The organism is Yimella lutea, assembly GCF_006715095.1.
Lineage (GTDB): Bacteria > Actinomycetota > Actinomycetes > Actinomycetales > Dermatophilaceae > Yimella > Yimella lutea.
In genome coordinates this window covers 1,254,138-1,271,950 of record NZ_VFMO01000001.1, presented here as the reverse complement: position 1 = coordinate 1,271,950, position 17,813 = coordinate 1,254,138, and the positions used below count along the sequence as shown (strand labels likewise).

General features: G+C 67.4%; 17 protein-coding genes. 9 read left to right on the top strand and 8 right to left on the bottom strand.

Annotation, left to right across the window (positions count from 1 at the left end; all coding sequences use genetic code 11):
- The first annotated feature begins 101 nt into the window (after positions 1-101).
- From FB459_RS06020 to FB459_RS06010, 3 genes are read left to right on the top strand one after another with little or no spacing between them, the layout of a single operon-like run.
- Positions 102-848 (top strand): ABC transporter ATP-binding protein, encoded by a 747-nt coding sequence (locus tag FB459_RS06020; protein WP_129626986.1) that lies wholly within the window; start codon positions 102-104, stop codon positions 846-848.
- Complete coding sequence (locus FB459_RS06015; RefSeq protein ID WP_129626988.1) at positions 845-1,579, top strand: ABC transporter permease; 735 nt, start codon at positions 845-847, stop codon at positions 1,577-1,579. Before FB459_RS06020 ends, FB459_RS06015 begins: the two co-directional genes overlap by 4 nt.
- Positions 1,576-2,160 (top strand): TetR/AcrR family transcriptional regulator, encoded by a 585-nt coding sequence (locus FB459_RS06010; RefSeq protein ID WP_170221746.1) that lies wholly within the window; start codon positions 1,576-1,578, stop codon positions 2,158-2,160. Before FB459_RS06015 ends, FB459_RS06010 begins: the two co-directional genes overlap by 4 nt.
- Here the strand turns inward: FB459_RS06010 and FB459_RS06005 are convergent, their stop codons facing one another.
- Positions 2,161-5,202 carry a UPF0182 family membrane protein gene (locus FB459_RS06005; protein ID WP_141927794.1) on the bottom strand — a complete coding sequence of 1,014 codons (3,042 nt, stop codon included), beginning with the start codon at positions 5,200-5,202 and terminating at the stop codon, positions 2,161-2,163.
- A 114-nt stretch (positions 5,203-5,316) separates the two neighbouring features.
- Here FB459_RS06005 and FB459_RS06000 point away from each other — a divergent pair, with 114 nt between their 5' ends.
- Positions 5,317-5,925 (top strand): PPA1309 family protein, encoded by a 609-nt coding sequence (locus FB459_RS06000; RefSeq protein ID WP_246092337.1) that lies wholly within the window; start codon positions 5,317-5,319, stop codon positions 5,923-5,925.
- A 4-nt stretch (positions 5,926-5,929) separates the two neighbouring features.
- Here FB459_RS06000 and FB459_RS05995 read toward each other — a convergent pair whose 3' ends face one another.
- Positions 5,930-7,072 (bottom strand): YlbL family protein, encoded by a 1,143-nt coding sequence (locus FB459_RS05995; RefSeq protein WP_141927793.1) that lies wholly within the window; start codon positions 7,070-7,072, stop codon positions 5,930-5,932.
- Positions 7,069-7,491 carry a molybdenum cofactor biosynthesis protein MoaE gene (locus FB459_RS05990; protein ID WP_129626996.1) on the bottom strand — a complete coding sequence of 141 codons (423 nt, stop codon included), beginning with the start codon at positions 7,489-7,491 and terminating at the stop codon, positions 7,069-7,071. The genes FB459_RS05995 and FB459_RS05990 overlap by 4 nt, the downstream gene beginning before the upstream one ends.
- A gap of 179 nt (positions 7,492-7,670) precedes the next feature.
- On the opposite strand from FB459_RS05990, the gene FB459_RS05985 reads away from it, so the two are divergent.
- A complete protein-coding gene (locus FB459_RS05985) occupies positions 7,671-9,107 on the top strand; it encodes a zinc-dependent metalloprotease (protein ID WP_141927792.1) in 1,437 nt (478 codons plus the stop codon).
- On the top strand, positions 9,104-9,703 hold the full coding sequence (locus FB459_RS05980; RefSeq protein ID WP_141927791.1) for an NUDIX hydrolase: 600 nt from the start codon (positions 9,104-9,106) through the stop codon (positions 9,701-9,703). The genes FB459_RS05985 and FB459_RS05980 overlap by 4 nt, the downstream gene beginning before the upstream one ends.
- On the opposite strand, the gene FB459_RS05975 is transcribed toward FB459_RS05980, so the two are convergent.
- Positions 9,636-10,184, bottom strand: coding sequence for a M48 metallopeptidase family protein (locus tag FB459_RS05975; RefSeq protein WP_141927790.1), 549 nt, complete (start codon positions 10,182-10,184; stop codon positions 9,636-9,638). The two genes, FB459_RS05980 and FB459_RS05975, sit on opposite strands and share 68 nt — an antisense overlap.
- A 171-nt stretch (positions 10,185-10,355) precedes the next feature.
- On the opposite strand from FB459_RS05975, the gene FB459_RS05970 reads away from it, so the two are divergent.
- Entirely contained in the window at positions 10,356-11,111 is a 756-nt protein-coding gene (locus FB459_RS05970) for a hypothetical protein (RefSeq protein WP_129627008.1), read from the top strand.
- A 155-nt stretch (positions 11,112-11,266) separates the two neighbouring features.
- Positions 11,267-12,577, top strand: coding sequence for an ABC1 kinase family protein (locus tag FB459_RS05965; protein ID WP_141927789.1), 1,311 nt, complete (start codon positions 11,267-11,269; stop codon positions 12,575-12,577).
- 132 nt (positions 12,578-12,709) lie between these two features.
- On the opposite strand, the gene FB459_RS05960 is transcribed toward FB459_RS05965, so the two are convergent.
- The 4 genes from FB459_RS05960 to nudC form a co-directional block, all read right to left on the bottom strand.
- A complete protein-coding gene (locus FB459_RS05960) occupies positions 12,710-13,015 on the bottom strand; it encodes a WhiB family transcriptional regulator (protein WP_141927788.1) in 306 nt (101 codons plus the stop codon).
- A gap of 104 nt (positions 13,016-13,119) precedes the next feature.
- Entirely contained in the window at positions 13,120-13,347 is a 228-nt protein-coding gene (locus FB459_RS05955; protein ID WP_141927787.1) for a hypothetical protein, read from the bottom strand.
- 136 nt (positions 13,348-13,483) lie between these two features.
- Positions 13,484-15,604 (bottom strand): ATP-dependent DNA helicase UvrD2, encoded by a 2,121-nt coding sequence (locus FB459_RS05950; RefSeq protein ID WP_141927786.1) that lies wholly within the window; start codon positions 15,602-15,604, stop codon positions 13,484-13,486.
- Positions 15,601-16,617, bottom strand: a complete 1,017-nt coding sequence (gene nudC, locus FB459_RS05945) for an NAD(+) diphosphatase (RefSeq protein WP_141927785.1) — start codon at positions 16,615-16,617, stop codon at positions 15,601-15,603. Before nudC ends, FB459_RS05950 begins: the two co-directional genes overlap by 4 nt.
- Positions 16,618-16,658: 41 nt before the next feature.
- Here nudC and FB459_RS05940 point away from each other — a divergent pair, with 41 nt between their 5' ends.
- The gene (locus FB459_RS05940; RefSeq protein ID WP_129627022.1) at positions 16,659-17,813 is read left to right on the top strand and encodes a phosphotransferase; all 1,155 of its coding nucleotides are present in this window, start codon (positions 16,659-16,661) and stop codon (positions 17,811-17,813) included.

Genomic DNA, 17,813 nt, shown 5'->3' with positions numbered 1-17,813 from the left:
AGTGCTGAAAGTCCGTGCGCCTCAACGCTGTTCGACCAGCGCGAACACCGTCGACCACGCAGCCCTTGACTTCGAGCCGACATTCGAGGACATTTCAACACATGATGAATTCAACGCCTGATGAGTTCTCCTCGCGGGCGGCAGTCTCCGCGCGTGACCTCGTCGTCAGCCGCTCCGGCAACGAGGTTCTGCACGGCCTCACCTTCGAGGTACCGCGCGGGACGGTCGTCGGGCTGATGGGACCCTCCGGCTGTGGCAAGACGACACTGATGCGCACGATCGTCGGGGTCCAGAAGATCGAACGCGGAGAACTGACCGTGCTCGACCACTCCCCGACCGACGCCGGGCTGCGTCGCAAGGTCGGCTACGTCACCCAGGCGGTCAGCGTCTACCGCGACCTCACCGTGCGCGACAACGCTGTCTATTTCGCTGCACTGCAAGGCTTTTCGAAGCACGACGCCGATCGAGCGATCGAGACCGTCGGGCTGGGCGAGTTCGCCGACCGCCCCGTGGAGAACCTCAGCGGCGGCCAGGCGAGCCGCGCATCCCTGGCCTGCGCGCTCGTCGGCGAACCGGAGCTGCTCGTGCTCGACGAGCCCACTGTCGGACTCGATCCGCTGACCCGTGAGGACATCTGGGCCCACCTGCGCGGGCTGTCCGAAGCCGGCACGACGCTGCTGGTGTCCAGCCATGTGATGGACGAAGCCGCCCGTTGCGACAGCGTCATGCTCATGCGCGACGGTCGCCTACTGGCCCATCTACCGCCGGACGACCTGCTCGAACGCACCGGCAAGCACTCCATGGAGGACGCGTTCCTCGCCCTCATCCGCACTGGAGGCAACCGATGAACCCGCGAATCGCAACTGCCACGATCAAACGCATCCTGCAGCAGTTGAAGGCCGATCACCGCACCATGGGGTTGATCGTGATGGTGCCGACCCTGTTGCTGACGCTCTTGTACTTCGTGTTCAACGACGAGCGCACCTTCGACCGGGTCGCGCTCACCATGCTCGGCATCCTGCCGATGCTCGTGATGTTCCTGGTCACCAGCGTGGCCATGCTGCGCGAACGCACCAGCGGCACACTCGAACGCCTGCTCACCACTCCCCTGCACCGAGCCGATCTGCTGATCGGCTACGCGGTCGCCTTCGCGGTGACCGCGCTCGTCCAAGGGCTGGTCCTGGTGGCTGTGACGCACTGGCTGCTCGGCGTCGACCCGGCCGGGCCGATCGCCTGGGTGCTCCTGGTCGCGGTCATCGCCTCGATCGTCGGTGTCGCCACCGGCCTGCTCGCCAGCGCGTTCGCCCACACCGAGTTCCAGGCCGTGCAGTTCATGCCGCTCGTCATCGGCCCGCAGATCTTCCTGTGCGGGTTGTTCGCACCGCGCGAGGGAATGCCGACCGTCCTGGAGTGGCTCTCGGACCTCCTGCCGATGACCTACGCGGTCAAGGGACTGCAGGCGATCGGTTCGCAGGCCGACCCGTCGGCGGACGTCCTGACGAACGTCGGTGTTCTCGCCCTCTTCGCGCTCGGCGCGTTGGCTCTGGCCGCATGGTCGATGCCGAGGCAGACCAAGTGAGCCGCCGCACCGGACGCCGCTCCGCAGGCTCGAGCGCGAAGGACGACATCCTGGACGCGGCACGAGAACTGTTCAGCACCAACGGTTTCGACCGCACGACGCTGCGCCGGGTGGCCGACGAAGCAGAGGTCGATGTGGCACTGATCAGCCACTACTTCGGCAACAAGCGCGGACTGTTCGTGGCGGCGGTCGAGTTCCCGTCGGACCCGGCCGTGGTGCTCGAGCCGGTCCGCACCTGCCCGATCGACGAACTCGCTGCGACGGCGTTGCGCCAGATCCTCACCGTGTGGGCCTCACCGGCCGGGCCGAGCATCGTCGCCCGGTTCCGTCAGGCTCTCATCAACGGCGAGGACGAACTCGTCCGCGGCCTGCTGACCGGCGTCATCCTGGCCCCCATCCGCGAGCGCCTGGACGACCATCGGGCCGTCGAACTGCGACTCACCCTCTTCGCCAGTCAGATCGCCGGGTTGCTGGTGACCCGCCAGATCCTGGGGCTCCCTGCGGTCCGGGACGCCGAGATCGACGAACTGGTCGACGCCGTCGCGCCCAACCTGCAGCGCTATCTGACGGGCGAACTCTGACTAACGCGTGGCGGACGCCGGTGCTGCGGACGGGCGAGCCGTGGCAGGCGCAGACGGCGACGGGCTGGGCGAGGGCGACGGGCTCGGAGACGGTTGGGTCGGCGTGCCCGCAGCTCCGTTCAACCGCACGGCTCGGTCGAGCGCGGCCTTCATCTCGTTCATCGCCTTCTGGTAGCCGGCCAGGTCACCCTTCTTGAGGGCGTCCTGCCCACGCGTCCACGCGCTGTTGGCGTCCGAGAGAGCCTTGTCGACGGTGTCTGATTGATCGGGCTGCTTGTCGTCGTCGTCGCTGCCGGCGGCGCTGGCACCGAACAGATCGTCGAGCGCGTTCTCAAGAGTCACGCCCCAGGCAAGCTTGTTGCCGAACTGCACGACAACCGCCCGTTGTAGCGGGAATCCCGTTGTGCCGGAGGCCTTCACGTAGATCGGCTGGACGTACAGCAGCCCGCCCGCGAGGGGAAGCGTCAGCAGGTTGCCGCGCTGCACTCGGTCACCGTTGGCCTGCATGAACACCGACAGCGTCTGGGGAAAGGTCGTCGATGCCTCGTTGGAGGTGTTGACGTCGTTCTGGAACTGCGCGGGCCCCTTGATCGTGACATTACGAGGCATCGTCCACAGCCGCATCGTGCCGTAGCTGCCGTTCGGCTGACCGGGTCTCGGCGTCGCATCTGAGTCGACGGCGAGGTACGCAGCGAGGTTCTGCCGGCTTTGACCGCCGCTGCTGACCGGGATGTAGGACGAGGTGAGCGAATAGGTGGGTTGCTGCACCCCCGGCATGGAGATCGACAGGTAGTACGGCGGCTGCTGACCGCTGCCCGCCCGCGTCGGGTCGGCCGGCACCTGCCAGAAGTCCGTGCCGCTGAAGAAGGTCGCCGGGTCGCTGACGTGGTACTTGCCGAGAATCTCGCGCTGCACCTTGAACAGGTCCTCGGGGTACCGGACGTGCTCACGCACCGCCGTCGGCATCTGCGACAGCGGCAGCACCGTGCCACCGAACGACTTGCGCCAGACCTTCAGGACCGGGTCCTGCTCGTCCCAGGCATACAACTTCACCGAACCGTCGTACGCATCGACCGTCGCCTTCACCGAGTTGCGGATGTAGTTGATCGACCCCTCGCGGATCGAGCGGACGTTGTCGGCGTTGTTGGTGATCGAGTCCTCGGTCGAGGAATCGAGCGACGACATCTGGGAATACGGGTAGCGCGCGCTCGTGGTGTAACCGTCGATAACCCACTGGATGCGTCCACCGGCCATGATCGGGTACGGGTCGCCGTCGACAGTGAGCCAGGGAGCGACCTTCTTCACCCGGTCCGAAGGGTTTCGGACGTCGAGGATGCGCGACTGTTCGTTGATGCTGTCGGAGAACAGGAAGTTGTACTCCTGGTACTTGGCCGCGTACGCGAGCTTGCGGAACACCCCGCCGAGCGCAACGCCGCCGTTTCCGGCGTAGGTGGTGCGACGCTCGCCGCCGGTGCTGCTGTCGGGGTAGTCGAGTTCGGCCGGAGCCGCACCCTCCGGTCCGCCGACGATCGAGTAGTTCGGCGACATCTCACCGAAGTACACCCGCGGCTCGAACTTTCCGACCTTGCTCTGCTGCGGCATCGTCGAGGCGAGCCAGTTGGGCTGGCCCTCGTCACCGCGCTGGTTGCCGTACGCCGCGACCACGCCGTACCCGTGCGTGTAGACGGTCTTCTCGTTCACCCAGTTGCGCTGTCCCGCAGGGATACCCGACTGATCCAATTCGCGGACGCCGACCACGACGTCGGTCTCCTTGCCGTCGACCTTGTACCGGTCGACATCGAGCACGTCGGCGAACTGGTAGTACTGCTTCTGGCCCTCGTACTGCCGGAAGGTCGGCGAGATGATGTACGGGTCGACCAACCGGATGCCGGGAATCGCTGCTGCGTCCTTGCGACGTTCGGCCGGCTTGGCGGCCGTCTCCGGCTGCTGATTGGTCGCCACCAGGTTGGTGATCCCGTACGCCTGTTTCGTGGCTTTGATGTTGTGCACGATGTACGGCGACTCCAGCGCACGCGCGTTCGGGTTGACCTTGAAGTTGGCGATGATCGTGGGGTAAATCGCCGACAGCACCAACGTGAGTACGACCATCGAGGACAGGCCGATGACCGGTAGGCGCCAGGTACGCGTCCAGATCGTCGCGATGAACATGCCGGCGCACAGCACGGCGGCGACCGCGAGCACGGTCTTGGTGGGGATCTGCGCGTGGTCGGCGGTGTAGTCGATACCGGTGATCAGCCGCGCATCCTTCGTGGTGAGGGCATACCGGTCGAGCCAGTAGGCCGCCGCCCGGACGAGAACGAGGCCGGCCGCCGCCAGCGACAGATGCAGCCTGGCCGCCGAGGTGAATCGGGAGCCGGGTTCGCGGGTGAGCGAGATGCCGCCGTAGATGTAATGCACCACCACCGCTGCGACCAGAGCAAAGATCAGCACCATCGTCAGCAGCGCGGTGACCAACTGCCACCAGGGCAGGCTGAACACGAAGAAACCGATGTCCCTGCCGAACTTGGGATCCTTCACCCCGAAGTCGCTGCGGTTCCACCACAGCAGAAAGGTCTTCCACTGACTACCGGCGACTCCGGCGCCGAACAGACCGATCAGGATCGGGATGCCGTTGAACGCAGTCGACCGCGCCGGCTCCACCAGCGCGCGGTAGCGCTCCATCGCGTCGGGTTCGATAGACCCCGGCGGAAGGAAAGGACGGTGTCGGTAGGCCAGTCGCATGCTCAGCCACACCAGGCCCGCCGTCAGCAGGAAGCCGGCGATGAACAACCCGCTCCTGGCCAACATCTCGTTACGGAACACCTGCGAGTAGCCGATGGCGTCGAACCACAACTTCTCGGTCCACAGGCGAGCCCCGAATCGGATCGCGAGGTAACCCAGGAACAGCGCGACACCCAGCATCAGCCAGCGCCGGCGTCCGGCCCCGCGTCGCCGCGCTTCGTCCAGCGCGGTCCACGCGTCGTCGCGTCCGCCCGGCCCGTCTCCCGAACCGCTGCGTGCGTTGTCGTCGGCCGAACTCACGTGTACCTCCGTCGGGCTTCGCGCCAACTGGCGTCCTGGAGACCTTAACCCGGCGACCCCGCCGAAGGACCGCCGGTTCGCCGTGATCAAGACCTGTGCGAGACGATGACGCACATGACCGACGAGCAAGCGCCCGATCAGCCGATCTCCGAGCAGCCCCTGGACCAGCCCGAGTCACAGCCCGAGTCACAGCCCACGGCCAAGCCGCTTCTCAGCCCGTTGGGTGAGTGCGCCGTCGACACCGAACGTCACGTCGCCGCGGCCGGCTGGGACCAGGCGCCGCGCCTGTTCGCTCTCGCGACCAACTCTGCGCTGCTGGCCAACGAACCGGCACTCGCCGATCAGTTGAAGGGCGCCGACCCGGACTCCCTCAGCGCCATCGAGCAGGAGGGCATGCCGCGTACCTCGTCCATCGAGTCGATGCTCGGACGCCTGGCGTGGCCGCCCGAGGTGGAGGGTGTGCTGCTGGCGATCGAACGCATCGTGGTGCCGCCGGAGGCCGAGAACGACCTGCCCGACAACGCCGAGCAGGCCGCCGAGGTGCTGGCCGCGCACCCCGACCGTCGCGACGTCCGGCTGCTGGTCGGTGTGCTGCGCGACGGTGAGGCGATCTGCCTGCTGCGGCAACGCGAACACGACGAGGACGACAAGGTCGCCGTGGGCACGGACATCGCACCAGGCTTGGTCGCCGCACTGCGGGCCAGTCTCGACGACGAGGACTGACGCCTTATTTCGTGCAGGCGGGGAATCCGGTGGTCTCGCCCTTGGCGATCTTCGGCATGACGGCGAGTGCCTCCTTGAGGCTCGCGACCTTGATCACCGTCACACCGTCCGGCTCGTGGCCGACGACCTCGTCGCAGTCGGACGCGGGCGCGAGGAAGTAACCGACCCCGGCGTCCTTCGCACCGACCATCTTGTGGCGCACTCCCCCGATCGGCCCGACTTCGCCCATCTCGTTGATCGTGCCGGTGCCGGCGATCTTCTTGCCGCCGGTCATGGCGCCGGGCGTGATCTTGTCGTAGATCGCCAGGGTGAACATCATTCCGGCCGACGGTCCGCCGACATTGCCGGCGTTGACCTTCACCTCGAACGGCATCGTGTACTCCGGGTCGAGTCCGATACCGAAGACCGCCCGTCCGTTCTGGGCGGCAGCCGTCTTCGCCGACACCGACACTGTCTTTCCACCGCGCAGCACCTGGACGGGCACCGACGAACCGGGTTTCACGCCGTCCATCGCGGCGTGCACGGACGCGAGGTCGGTGACCTTCTTGCCGGCGATGCTCAGCAGTTGGTCCTTCACCACCAGCGCCTTCCCCACGGGCGCGCCCTCGGCGATCATGCCGACGAGCACCTTCTGCGGCACCGTGAAGCCGGCCGAACGCATGGCGACGACCTCGGCAGTCTCCTGCGAGTCGGTCATGTCGGCGGCGTTCTTCTGCTTGATCTGGTCGCCGCTGACGTCCTTGGGGAACCACGCCTCCTCGGGCTCGATCTGCGCGTTCTTGTCCAGGAACTTCGCCTGGAGGTACTCGATCACCGAGACCGGATAGTTGGGTCCGCCGGCGAGCGAGACGGTGGTGAAGTCGAGCGACCCGGACGTCGGGTAGGTCTTGGCGCCCTGGATCGCGATGACGTCCTTGCCGTCGACCTTCCCGAGAGTGTCGGTCGCCGGGCCGGGCCGCAGGATCACGACCGGCACCTTGATGATCGACATCAAGGCGATCGCGATGACGACCAGCACGGTGACGGCGATCAGCAGAACGTTGCGGAACGACAGGCCGCGCCGGCCGGCCGTCGATTGCGCGGACGGCTGCCCTTCGGCGTGTTCGGGCGATGGGTCGTGCGATCGGTCGGGCGTCGGTGCGCTCACAGGCCGACCCACTCGTCCGAACCGTCCGCGAAACTCTGGTGCTTCCAGATCGGCACCGTCAGCTTGAGGTCGTCGATCAGGCGGTGGCACGCGTCCAACGCGGCGCCACGGTGCGGCGCGCTCACCGCCACGACCACAGCGAGGTCACCCACCTGCAACGAACCGACGCGATGGACCGCTGCCACCTTGCTCACCTCGTCGCTCAGCACCTGCTCGCACACCCGCCGCAATCCGTCAACGGCACTGGGATGCGCCGAGTACTCCAGCCCGTCGACATCCTTGGCGTTGTCGTGGTCACGCACGACTCCGACGAAGAGTCCGATGCCTCCCGCAGCGGGGTCCTGGACGGCCGTCAGCACCTCGTCCACGGACAAAGGGGTGTCGCGGACGTCGGTCAGCGTGACCCGCGCTTGGTTCATCAGGACTCCAGGTGCTTCTCGGGCGGCGTACCGACGTAGCGTAGGCACTGTGGGCTCGACTTCTCGAACCTGGCACCGGGAACGATTCGCATCGCCGTGTGGTTGACCCGAGCAAGTGACCTACGACCAACAGACCGGACCGAGGATCAGACCCACGATCCGTTGCGCGAAGGAACGAGATGAACCCCGAAGAGCGCCCCGACGACGTACCCGACCTCAACGAGTTGCTCAAGCACCTGATGGGCGGCGGCGACGACATGCGCGAGGCCATGTCCGAGCTCGGCCTCGGCCACATCGATCCGGCCATGTTCGCCCAGATGCAGCAGCAGATGGCCGCGATGATGGCGGCGCCGTCCGACGGCAGCTTCAACATCGAAGCCGCCCGTGACGTCGCCCGCCGCACCGTCTCGACCGAGGGCGACCCGAGCGTGTCGGCCGCAACGGCCAAGGACGTCGACCAGGTGGTGATGGTCGCCAACCTGTGGCTCGACCAGGTCACCGACTTCGCCTCGACCGGAGCCGGCAAGGCGTGGAGTCGTTCGGAGTGGGTCGAGGCGACGATGCCCACCTGGCGCCGCCTGGTCGAACCCATCTCGGACGCCGTCAACGCCGCCGTCATGCGCGCGATGCGCGACCAGATCGGCAATCTCGGCGCCGAGCAGTTCGGCATGCCGCCGCAGATGATGGGTCAGCTCGAGCCGATGCTCGGTCGGATGAGCAGTGCCGTGTTCTCGATGCAACTCGGCCAGGCCGTCGGCACGCTCGCCGGTGAACTGGTCACGGGCACCGAGGTCGGGCTTCCCCTCGTCGAGGGCAACCCGGTGGTGATCATGCCGACGAACGTCGCCGCGTTCGCCGACGGACTCGGTATGGACGCCGGCGAGATCCACCTGTACCTCGCGGTACGCGAAGCGGCTCGCACGCGCCTGTTCCAGAACGTGCCCTGGCTCGGCCCGGCCCTCATCGCGGCCGTGCAGTCCTACGCCGCCGACATCTCGATCGACACCGAGGCGATCGACGAGGCCATGCGCAACGCCGACATGCAGGACCCGGCTGCACTGCAGGAGTCGATCTCCGGATCGATCTTCCGCCCGGAGCCGAGCGAGGCCCAGAAGCGCACCCTCGCTCACCTGGAGACATTGCTCGCCCTGGTCGAAGGCTGGGTCGACACCGTGAGCGACCGTGCGGTGCGCCCGCACCTGCCGCACGCCGACGCCCTGTCCGAGGCGGTTCGCCGTCGCCGCGCGACCGGTGGTCCGGCGGAGAAAGTTTTCGCCAGCCTGGTCGGACTCGAACTGCGCCCACGTCGCATGCGTGACGCCGCCAATCTCTTTGCCGCACTTGAGGATTCCAAGGAAACGGCGGGCCGCGATGGGGCCTGGAAGCACCCCGATCTCGCTCCCGGCGCCGACGACCTCGACGACCCGATGGGTTACGTCAACGGCGAAAAGGAGCAAGCCCGAGAGAAGCCTGCACAGCCGGACGAGATGGACGACGCGCTCGCCGCATTGCTGGCACAGGGCCGCGAGGAGATGGAGTCGGAGAAGTCGGACTCCCCGGCCGACGAGCCCGGCAACGGTGACGGCGACGAGTCCGGCGACGATCCCAAGGCATGAGCTTCGAACACCTGCAGGCGGACGTCGTCCGCCTGCTGGAGCATTGGGACGCGCCCACTGCCGAACTGAACGACGTGCGCGAGGAGTACCTCGCACACCTGGCGGTTCATCCGGACGCGGTGAGCCGCGACGGAGTGTCCGACCACCTGACCTGCGGTGGCTTCGTCTTCGACCCGAGGCTGGAGCATGTCGCGTTGATCATGCATCGCAAGGCCCGGCTGTGGCTGCAGCCGGGCGGTCACTTCGAAAGTGATGACGCCGGCGTCATCGATGCCGCGGTGCGCGAGGTGCGCGAGGAGACCGGGCTACCGGTCGATGTCGCGAACGCGATGATCGTCGACCTGCACCATCATCAGCTCTCGGCTGCGTTCGGCCGCTGCACCTCTCACCGCGACGTGCGGGTCGCGATCGTGCTGGACGAACCGGCCGAGTGCGTCGTCTCCGAGGAGTCGGACGCTGCCGCGTGGTGGCCGGTGGACGCGATCCCGCAGCCGACCGATCCCGATCTACCCGCGACCGTACTGCGGATCAGGGATCTGCTGGCTCGTCGGGCAGGTCGTCCATCGGCACCGGCGGCAGCCCCGAGCCGAAGCTGACCCCCGCGAGAAACGCCTCTGCGCGTTCGAGCTGCGGATAGCGCGCCACGAGCGCCTTGAAGGCCGGCCCGTGGTCGGCGTGCAACAGATGCGCTAGTTCGTGCACGAGCACATGGTCGATGACGTACTGCGGCATGTTCTGCAACCGGTCCGACAGCCTGATCTGCTTCGAACTCACCGAGCACGAACCCCACCGGCGTTGCTGGTTGCCCACCCAACGCACCGATGCCGGCACTGCTTTGCCGTGGAGGTAACGCTCGGACAACACCTGCGCCCGCTGCATCAACGCTTGGTCGGACGCGGCCGGGCGGCGTTGCTTTGCCATCACCCGACGCACCAGCCCAGGGACGAGACGGTCGAGCTCGGCCGAGGAGATGGCGCCCGGCACCCGCACCACGACGCGTCCGTCGATCAGCGTCGCCGAGAGCGTCGAGCGGCGGCGGGAGGAGCGGACGATCTCTACCTCAGGCGTTGGTTCCATGCCGGTGAACCTACGTCCGAGCACCGACACGGCACGAATCGTCCACCGCCTCGCTCAGAACCGGCACCATAAGCCGGGCGCTGTGGAGAACCGGAACCGGCTCGGTCGATCAGTGGCACTCTGACCCGACGCCCCGGTCACAGCCATCCTCCACGTCACGGAGAAACCACCATGATCGAACCGATCACCCTGTCGCCCAACCGTTCTCGCGCGCTGCGCTACGACGAGTCACATCTGTTGATCGGCTTGGGAGCACGCTCACCCCAGGTCGTCGGGCCGTTCCGACCCGCGGTGATCAACCGCATCGTCGCTGCCGGCGCCCTCACCCGTTCGCAGTGGGCGACCGCCTTCCGCGGACTCGACGCACGCGCCGCCGACGCACTGCGCGACGCGGTCACTTGCACGCTGCCGCCGGATCTGCGCGGACTCGACTTCGCGGTGCACGGGTGTGGCCCGGTGGCTGTCGCGATCGCGCACCTGCTCGACCAGCTCGGCGCCACCGCGAATCCGCACCTGCCGATGCTGGGCATCACGGTCGGCGCACCCGGCGCACGCCTGGGCCCGGGAGTCTCACGATTGGTCGTCGAAATCGGCCCGGATCAGATCGTCGTCGGACCCCTGCTGCAGGCGGATGCCGGTCCGTGCGAAGGGTGCCTGAACGCCCGACGGCACGATCTCGACCGGCGCTGGGAACGCCTTCGTCCCCAGGTGCTCGGCAACGATCTGTACGACGACGAACCCACCACATCTCCCGAACTCGCCCATGTAGCAGTCGGATTCGCCGGGCTGGTCGCACGCGGCCTGATGAGCGACAACCCGCTTCCCATCGGCTCGGCGATGTCGGTCTCCAGTTCGCTCGGCCGAGTCATGCATCACGTCTGGCCGATCCACCCGCTGTGCGTGTGCCAGGCGCAGCAGGCGGGGTGATCCTGCCTTCCCGGTCGCATCTTGTCGTCCACGTCGCATCTGGTGCCGTCGGCGCTGCCAGATCCGACCCGGACGACCGGAGGTGTTCCAGATGTCCGGACGTGAGCGGGACGCCGGTCAGCCGGACTCAGCCCACCGTCAGTCACAATGTCCCCATGACGGATCTTCCTCGCAAGGCCGTCGTGCGAACCGCACGGCTGGCATCGCTACCTCTGGGGATAGGGGCGCGGGCCGCGGTCGGGTTCGGCCGCCGGGTGGGAGGTGCGCCCGCCGAAGCCGTCACCGCCAAGATGCAGGAGCAGACAGCCGCACAGCTGTTCAAGGTGCTCGGGGAGCTCAAGGGCGGAGCGATGAAGTTCGGGCAGGCGTTGTCGGTCTTCGAGGCCGCGCTGCCCGAGGAACTCGCCGCGCCGTACCGCTCGATGCTGACCAAACTGCAGGACTCCGCGCCGGCCATGTCACAGGAGTCGGTCAACAAGGTGCTGCGTGAACAACTGGGCACCCGCTGGCGCGGCAAGTTCGAGTCGTTCGAGAACACGCCGGTGGCCTCGGCCTCGATCGGTCAGGTGCACCGAGCGGTCTGGAAGGACGGCCGTGAGGTGGCGGTCAAGGTGCAGTACCCGGGAGCAGCCGAAGCGATGCTCTCCGATCTCAACCAGTTGGCACGCGTCATGCGCGTCTCGACCTCGTGGGTTCCCGGGCTGGATGTCGTGCCGATCCTGGACGAACTACGCGCCCGGATGAGCGAGGAGACCGACTACCGCCTGGAGTCGGTGATGCAGGAACAGTTCGTCGAGGCTTATGCGGGCTCCGAACACTTCGCCCTTCCCCACGTCGTCCACGCCACCGACCTCGTCCTGGTCAGCGAATGGGTCGAGGGCACCCCGCTGTCACGGATCATCGCCGAGGGCAGCCAGGAAGAGCGCGACCTGGTCTCGCGTCGTTACCTGGAGTTCCTGCTCGGCGGGCCGGGACAAGCGGGGTTGCTGCACGCCGACCCGCATCCCGGCAACTTCCGACTGCTGCCGGACGGGCGCCTGGGCGTGCTTGACTTCGGCGCGGTCAACCGTCTTCCGGACGGATTGCCGCCGGTGCTCGGCGAACTGGTCACGCTCGCGTTGGAGGAGGATGCCGAGGGCCTGCTGGACCTGCTGCGGGAAGCCGGGTTCGTGAAGTCGTCGATCGACATCGACGCCGACCAGCTGCTGGAGTATTTCGCTGTCCTCATCGAGCCACTACGGCACGACGAGTTCGAGTTCACCCGCACCTGGCTGCGCAGCGTGTTCAACTACATCAACGACCCGCGCAGCTCCCAGTTCAGTGTGGGCCTTCGCCTCAATCTTCCGCCGGAGTTCGTGCTGATCTACCGCACCTGGTTGGGCGGGGTGGCGGTGCTCTGCCAGATCGACGGCACCGTGCCGGCCCGCCGGATCTTCGCCGAGAACGTCCCCGGCGCCGACTTCTGAGTCAGCCCGCGACGAGAGCGCAGGGGTGGTGGGCGTGGTGCGTCCCCCGAAATCGCACCACACTCATCACCCCTGCGCCCTTGCCGACCTGCTGTCGACCGTTCACCCGACTTCCGCCGGACGAGACGGTGGTCATGCCGCGATCGCGTTCTTGCGCGGACGTCCACGAGGACGCTTGCGCGCGATCACGACGCCGGCCTGGAACAGCTCGCCGCCCCAGACGCCCCACGGCTCACGCCGGTCGACGGCTCCGGTGAGGCATTCACGCTGCAGCGGGCACGTGCCACACAGCGCCTTGGCGAACTCGATGTCGTCCGGCCGCTCGGCGAACCACATCTCCGGGTCGTTGACCTGGCACGGCAGTTCGATCCCGTCCTCCTGAGAGTCGATGGCCTGGTCGATGAAGTCACGGAGCCCCGTGTCTATCGCTTCGAACATGTCTGTTGATCTTTCGTAGTCGTGTGCTTCGTCCGCGGAATACACGAAGGCCGCGGACCCTGTCAGGGTTCCGCGGCCTTTGAAAGAGGACCGTCAATCTGCGATCAGATCGAGACGGTGACCTCCTGCCGCGGAGGTTTTTCGACATCGGTGCCGAAGAAGGGGGCATTGCCACTGCGCTCACGCGAGTACTCGGCGGCGACCATCGAGACGACGGACACACTGCTCCCCTGGGTCGAGGCAGAGATGCCTGCGAGGGTCGGCGAGGACGAGTGCGCAAAACGCAGATCGGACAACAGGCCCGTCTTAGTGCACATGGTCTTGGTCTCCATCAGGCCAACCCTCCTCTCGACTCATCAACGACCCCAGCACACCCACGAAGGGGCCGGGCTGAACGTGTCTCAGGCTACGTGCGCCTTCTCACACGGGGCAACTTATTTAACGACCAATTTCTCGATGCAGTAAAGCTCAGTCGGATTCCATTGCAGCACAAGACTTTTCGATCATGTCATCGGCAGGCTCGCCGCGCAGGACGCCCAGCACCGACGGTCCGTAAACCTTGAGCTTGCGGGCGCCCACCCCGGAGACCCCGACCAATCCACTCTCGTCGACCGGACCGCGCTCGGCGATCGCGATGAGGGTCGCGTCGGTGAAGACGACGAACGCCGGCACCCGCTGGCGGTCGGCGACGCCCTTACGCCAGGTGCGCAGAGCCTCGAAGGTCTGTTCGTCGTAGGTGGGCGGACAGTCACTGCAACGGCCGATCTTTCGCTCGGCCGCCGTATAGAGATCCTTCGCGCAGGTGCGGCAGCGCACCAGCTTGGCGCGCTCGACCTTCTTACCCCGACCCGTCGAGCGCTTCTCGCTGCGCTGCCGCGGCGCCACACCGTCGAGGATTCCGTCGGCGGCGTGCAGGAAGCGCGAGACCGAACGGGTCGGCTTGCCGCCCGGTTGACGTGCCTGCGCCCAGGTCAGCACCAGGTGCTTGCGGGCACGGGTCAGGCCGACGTAGGTCAGTCGGCGCTCCTCCTCGATCGCTTCGGGGCCTTCGGCATGCGACAGCGGCAGCAGGCCGTCGGAGCATCCCGCCAATACGACGGCGTCCCATTCCAGGCCCTTGGCCGCGTGCAGGGAAGCGAGCGTGACCCCCTCGACGGACGGCGCGTGCTGCTCGGCCATCCGTCGGTCGAGTTCGACGATGAGGTCTGGCAGGCGTGCCTGCGGGTTCGCGGTCACCAGATCGTCGGCGACGGTCGCGAGGGCTTCGAGCGATTGCCAGCGTTCGAGCAGGGCCCCGCCGGTGGGCCGCTGCGGCGACCATCCGGCCGCGGTGATGACGTCACGCACCAGCGCACCCAAGGGCGCCGAACCGTCGTCCGAACGAGCCGCACCTCGCAGTAGGACCACGGCCCGCTTGACCTCGTCACGACGGAAGAAGCGTTCCCCGCCGCGCACGAGGTAGTTGATGCCGGCTTCGGCGAGCGCCTGTTCGAGCGGCTCCGACTGTGCGTTGATGCGGTAGAGGACGGCGATCTCGCTGGGCGGAACGCCCTGCGCGAGCAGCGTTTTGATGCGCTGGGCGATGCCGGACGCTTCGGCGACGTCGTCGGCGAACTGGTGCAACTCGACGGCCGGACCGTCGTCGGACTGCGCCTGCAGTTGGGCGTATCCCCCGTCCTTGGCGGCGCCGAGCACGGCGTTGGCCAACTGCAGCACCTGCGGGGTCGAGCGGTAGTTGCGCACCAGGCGAACGGTCTGTGCGCCGGCGTGCTTGGTGGCGAACTCGCGCAGGTGTCGTGGCGAGGCACCGGTGAAGGAGTAGATCGTCTGCGCCGGGTCACCGACCACACACACGTCGCTTCGGTCGCCGACCCACAGATCGAGCAAGGTCTGCTGGACGCGGTTGACGTCCTGGTACTCGTCGACCACGAAGTGGCGGTATTGCTCGCGGACGGCGCGCGCCACGTCATCCCGCTCGACCAGGAAGCCGGCCATGAGCAGCAGGACGTCCTCGAAGTCGATCACGTGGCGCCCCGACTTCACGTCCTCGTACATCTCCCACAGACGCGCCATCGCGATGTGGTCGAGGTCGGCGACATTGCGCCCCGCCATGGCCGCGTGCCGCGCGTACGTCTCGGGAGTGAGCATGCCGACCTTGGCCCACTCGATCTCGGAGGCGATGTCGCGGATCGCCACCCGATCCAGCTGCAGCCGTAGCCGAGCCCCGGCTTCGCCGATCACCGGCGCCTTCTGCCCCATGATCTGCGGCGGAGCCCCGCCGATGACCTTCGGCCAGAAGTAACCCAGCTGCCGCAGGGATGCTGCATGGAAGGTGCGCGCCTGCACCTTGTCGAGCCCCAGTCCGCGCAAACGCGTGCGCATCTCTCCCGCCGCTCTGGCGGTGAAGGTCACGGCCAGAACGCGTTGCGGTTGGTAGGCACCGCAGTGGACGCCGTAGGCGATCCGGTGGGTGATGGCGCGGGTTTTACCGGTGCCGGCGCCGGCGAGAACGCACATCGGACCGAGCGGGTTCGAGGCGACGATCCGTTGCTCGGGATCGAGGCCGTGCAGTACCTCGTCGGGCGTCACGAGACGTCTCCGGGCTGCGCCGGCAGCGCCGCGCCGTACCAGCGCTCGATGAGGTGGCGAGCGATCGACAGGCGCGGCGGGACCGTAAGTTCGCCGCCGGCCAACGCGTCCACCAACTGGGCCCGCGTGAACCAGCGGGCAGTGCGGATCTCCACCGGATCAAGGCGCAACCGCGTCTCGTCCGTGCGTGCGGCGTAACCGATCATCAACGAGGCCGGCATGGGCCACGGCTGGTTGCCGACGTACTCGGCCTCCACGATCGGCAAACCCACTTCCTCCATCACCTCCCGAGCCACGGCGGCCTCCATCGACTCACCTGGCTCCAGGAAACCAGCGAGCACCGACATGCCCGTGGGAAGCACGAACCGGGTGCCCTGGGCCAGCAACAGCCGGTCGTCCGGATCGACCACCGACATGATGACCGCGGCATCCGTGCGCGGGAAATGATGGTGCCCCTCATCGCAGGTCATGACCCAGCCCGCTTTGGTCAGTGCGACGGGGCGTCCACAACGGGCGCAGAACCGTTGTGTGGCAACCCAGTTCGCCATGGCGACCGACGTTGTTGCCAAGCCGAGATCGGCGACGGGCAACCCCGGTGCCAGCGATCGCAGGCTGCGGTGCGTGCGCTCGCTCTGACGGGCGAGGTCGTCCGGATCAGTGGTACCGGCATCGCCGGGCACCTTCTGCTCCGGGACGTCGAACACGGCGACGAAGTCGGCTCCCTCCTGTCGGCCGAGGTACGCAGCCGGAAGGTCGCTGTCGGCCGGCTGCGGAGCCCGCAGCAGCAACCGCACCACATCGCCCTGGGTGGTGACCGGCATTCGCTCACCACGCAGGTGCAGTACCCGGGTCCGGGGCGACGACAACAGGCTCTGCAGCAGCGATGGATCCTCCCGGCGCAAGGAGTCACGGTCGAGGATGCTGCGCGACAGCATCAGATGCGCGTGCCGGTCATCCCCGCCGGGGGTCGGAACGAGATCTGAATCGCGATGAGTTGGGGACGAATCGGCCACGGCTCCCAGGCTAGGCGACCGTATCCGCGTACCGTGAGGCCGTGCTTCGCAGTCCCTACGTTCTGGCCGCCCTCGCCGATGCAGCCCTCCCCCGCGTGCAGCCCCGCTCCGTGGTCGCGCTGCCGACCCGCGTGACCGACAAGTACCAGCAGGCCCGGGTCGAGTCGTCCGACGGGCAGCCCTGGACCGTTCGCGTCTCGCGCAACGCGGCGGCTGCGGCTGCCGCCGAGCAGGCCGGCAGTTTCACCCGCCTGCTCGCCAAGCGGGTGCCCTTCGCGGTGCCCGTGGCCGAGGGACGGATGACGCTGGCCGATCGCAATCTGGTCACGGTGGCCCCGCAGCTTCCTGGCGACCCGATGGTGTGGCGCGGCCTGACCGGCGGCAGCCGGGAGGCGATCGAGGTCGGACGCGCCCTGGCCGCCCTGCACGACGTCGACCCTCGAGTTGCAGATGAAGTCGGGGTGCCCAGCTACGACTGCGACGGCTACCGCTCGCGCAGGTTGGCGATCCTCGACCGCGCCGCCGGTACCGGACTCGTGCCCTCGGCCCTGCTGGCCCGCTGGGAACGGGCCCTGGAGGAAGTCTCGCTCTGGCGCTTCCCGACCTGTGTCACGCACGGACCGCTCGAAGGTCATGACGTCTTCTGGGGGTCGGACAAGGTCTGCGCGATCGCGTCCTGGGAGAACGCCGCGGTCTGCGACCCGGCCGACGATTTCGCGGCCCTGTGGGTGCTGGCGCCGTCGGAGGCCTTCGACACCGTGCTCGAGTCCTACTCCGCGGTGCGCACGGAGGCACCGGACAAGCACCTGGAGCGACGCATCCGGCTCAGCGCCGAACTGCAACGCATCACGGTGCTGCTGGACGCCGTCGCCGCCGACGACGACGCGCTCATCGACCGCCGGGCTGCCGCTCTTCGCCGGCTCAACGAACAGACCTCCGGTGACGAAAGCCTGATGCCGGCACCCCCGCGCAGGTCCAGAGCGGTCACCGCCGACCAGTTGGACGAACTCGCCGGCGAGGACAGCGTCGACGTCGACAGTGCGTCGCCCGAGCCGGATGTTCGTGACGACGACTTCGCGGCCACCGACGCCGTCACCACGGACGCCCGTACAACGGACACTTCGGCCGAGGACGAACAGCACCTGCGCGACGACGACACCGTCGAAATGCAGATCAAGCGCGACCCGAAGAACTGA

Excerpts from the sequence above, each read along its gene's own strand:
- FB459_RS05965 (WP_141927789.1), top strand. The coding sequence starts at position 11,267 with ATGACGGATCTTCCTCGCAAGGCCGTCGTGCGAACCGCACGGCTGGCA.
- FB459_RS05980 (WP_141927791.1), top strand. The coding sequence starts at position 9,104 with ATGAGCTTCGAACACCTGCAGGCGGACGTCGTCCGCCTGCTGGAGCAT.
- FB459_RS05955 (WP_141927787.1), bottom strand. The coding sequence starts at position 13,347 with ATGGAGACCAAGACCATGTGCACTAAGACGGGCCTGTTGTCCGATCTG.
- FB459_RS05970 (WP_129627008.1), top strand. The coding sequence starts at position 10,356 with ATGATCGAACCGATCACCCTGTCGCCCAACCGTTCTCGCGCGCTGCGC.
- FB459_RS05985 (WP_141927792.1), top strand. The coding sequence starts at position 7,671 with ATGAACCCCGAAGAGCGCCCCGACGACGTACCCGACCTCAACGAGTTG.
- FB459_RS05975 (WP_141927790.1), bottom strand. The coding sequence starts at position 10,184 with ATGGAACCAACGCCTGAGGTAGAGATCGTCCGCTCCTCCCGCCGCCGC.
- FB459_RS06020 (WP_129626986.1), top strand. The coding sequence starts at position 102 with ATGATGAATTCAACGCCTGATGAGTTCTCCTCGCGGGCGGCAGTCTCC.
- FB459_RS05960 (WP_141927788.1), bottom strand. The coding sequence starts at position 13,015 with ATGTTCGAAGCGATAGACACGGGGCTCCGTGACTTCATCGACCAGGCC.
- FB459_RS06000 (WP_246092337.1), top strand. The coding sequence starts at position 5,317 with ATGACCGACGAGCAAGCGCCCGATCAGCCGATCTCCGAGCAGCCCCTG.
- FB459_RS06015 (WP_129626988.1), top strand. The coding sequence starts at position 845 with ATGAACCCGCGAATCGCAACTGCCACGATCAAACGCATCCTGCAGCAG.
- FB459_RS05990 (WP_129626996.1), bottom strand. The coding sequence starts at position 7,491 with ATGAACCAAGCGCGGGTCACGCTGACCGACGTCCGCGACACCCCTTTG.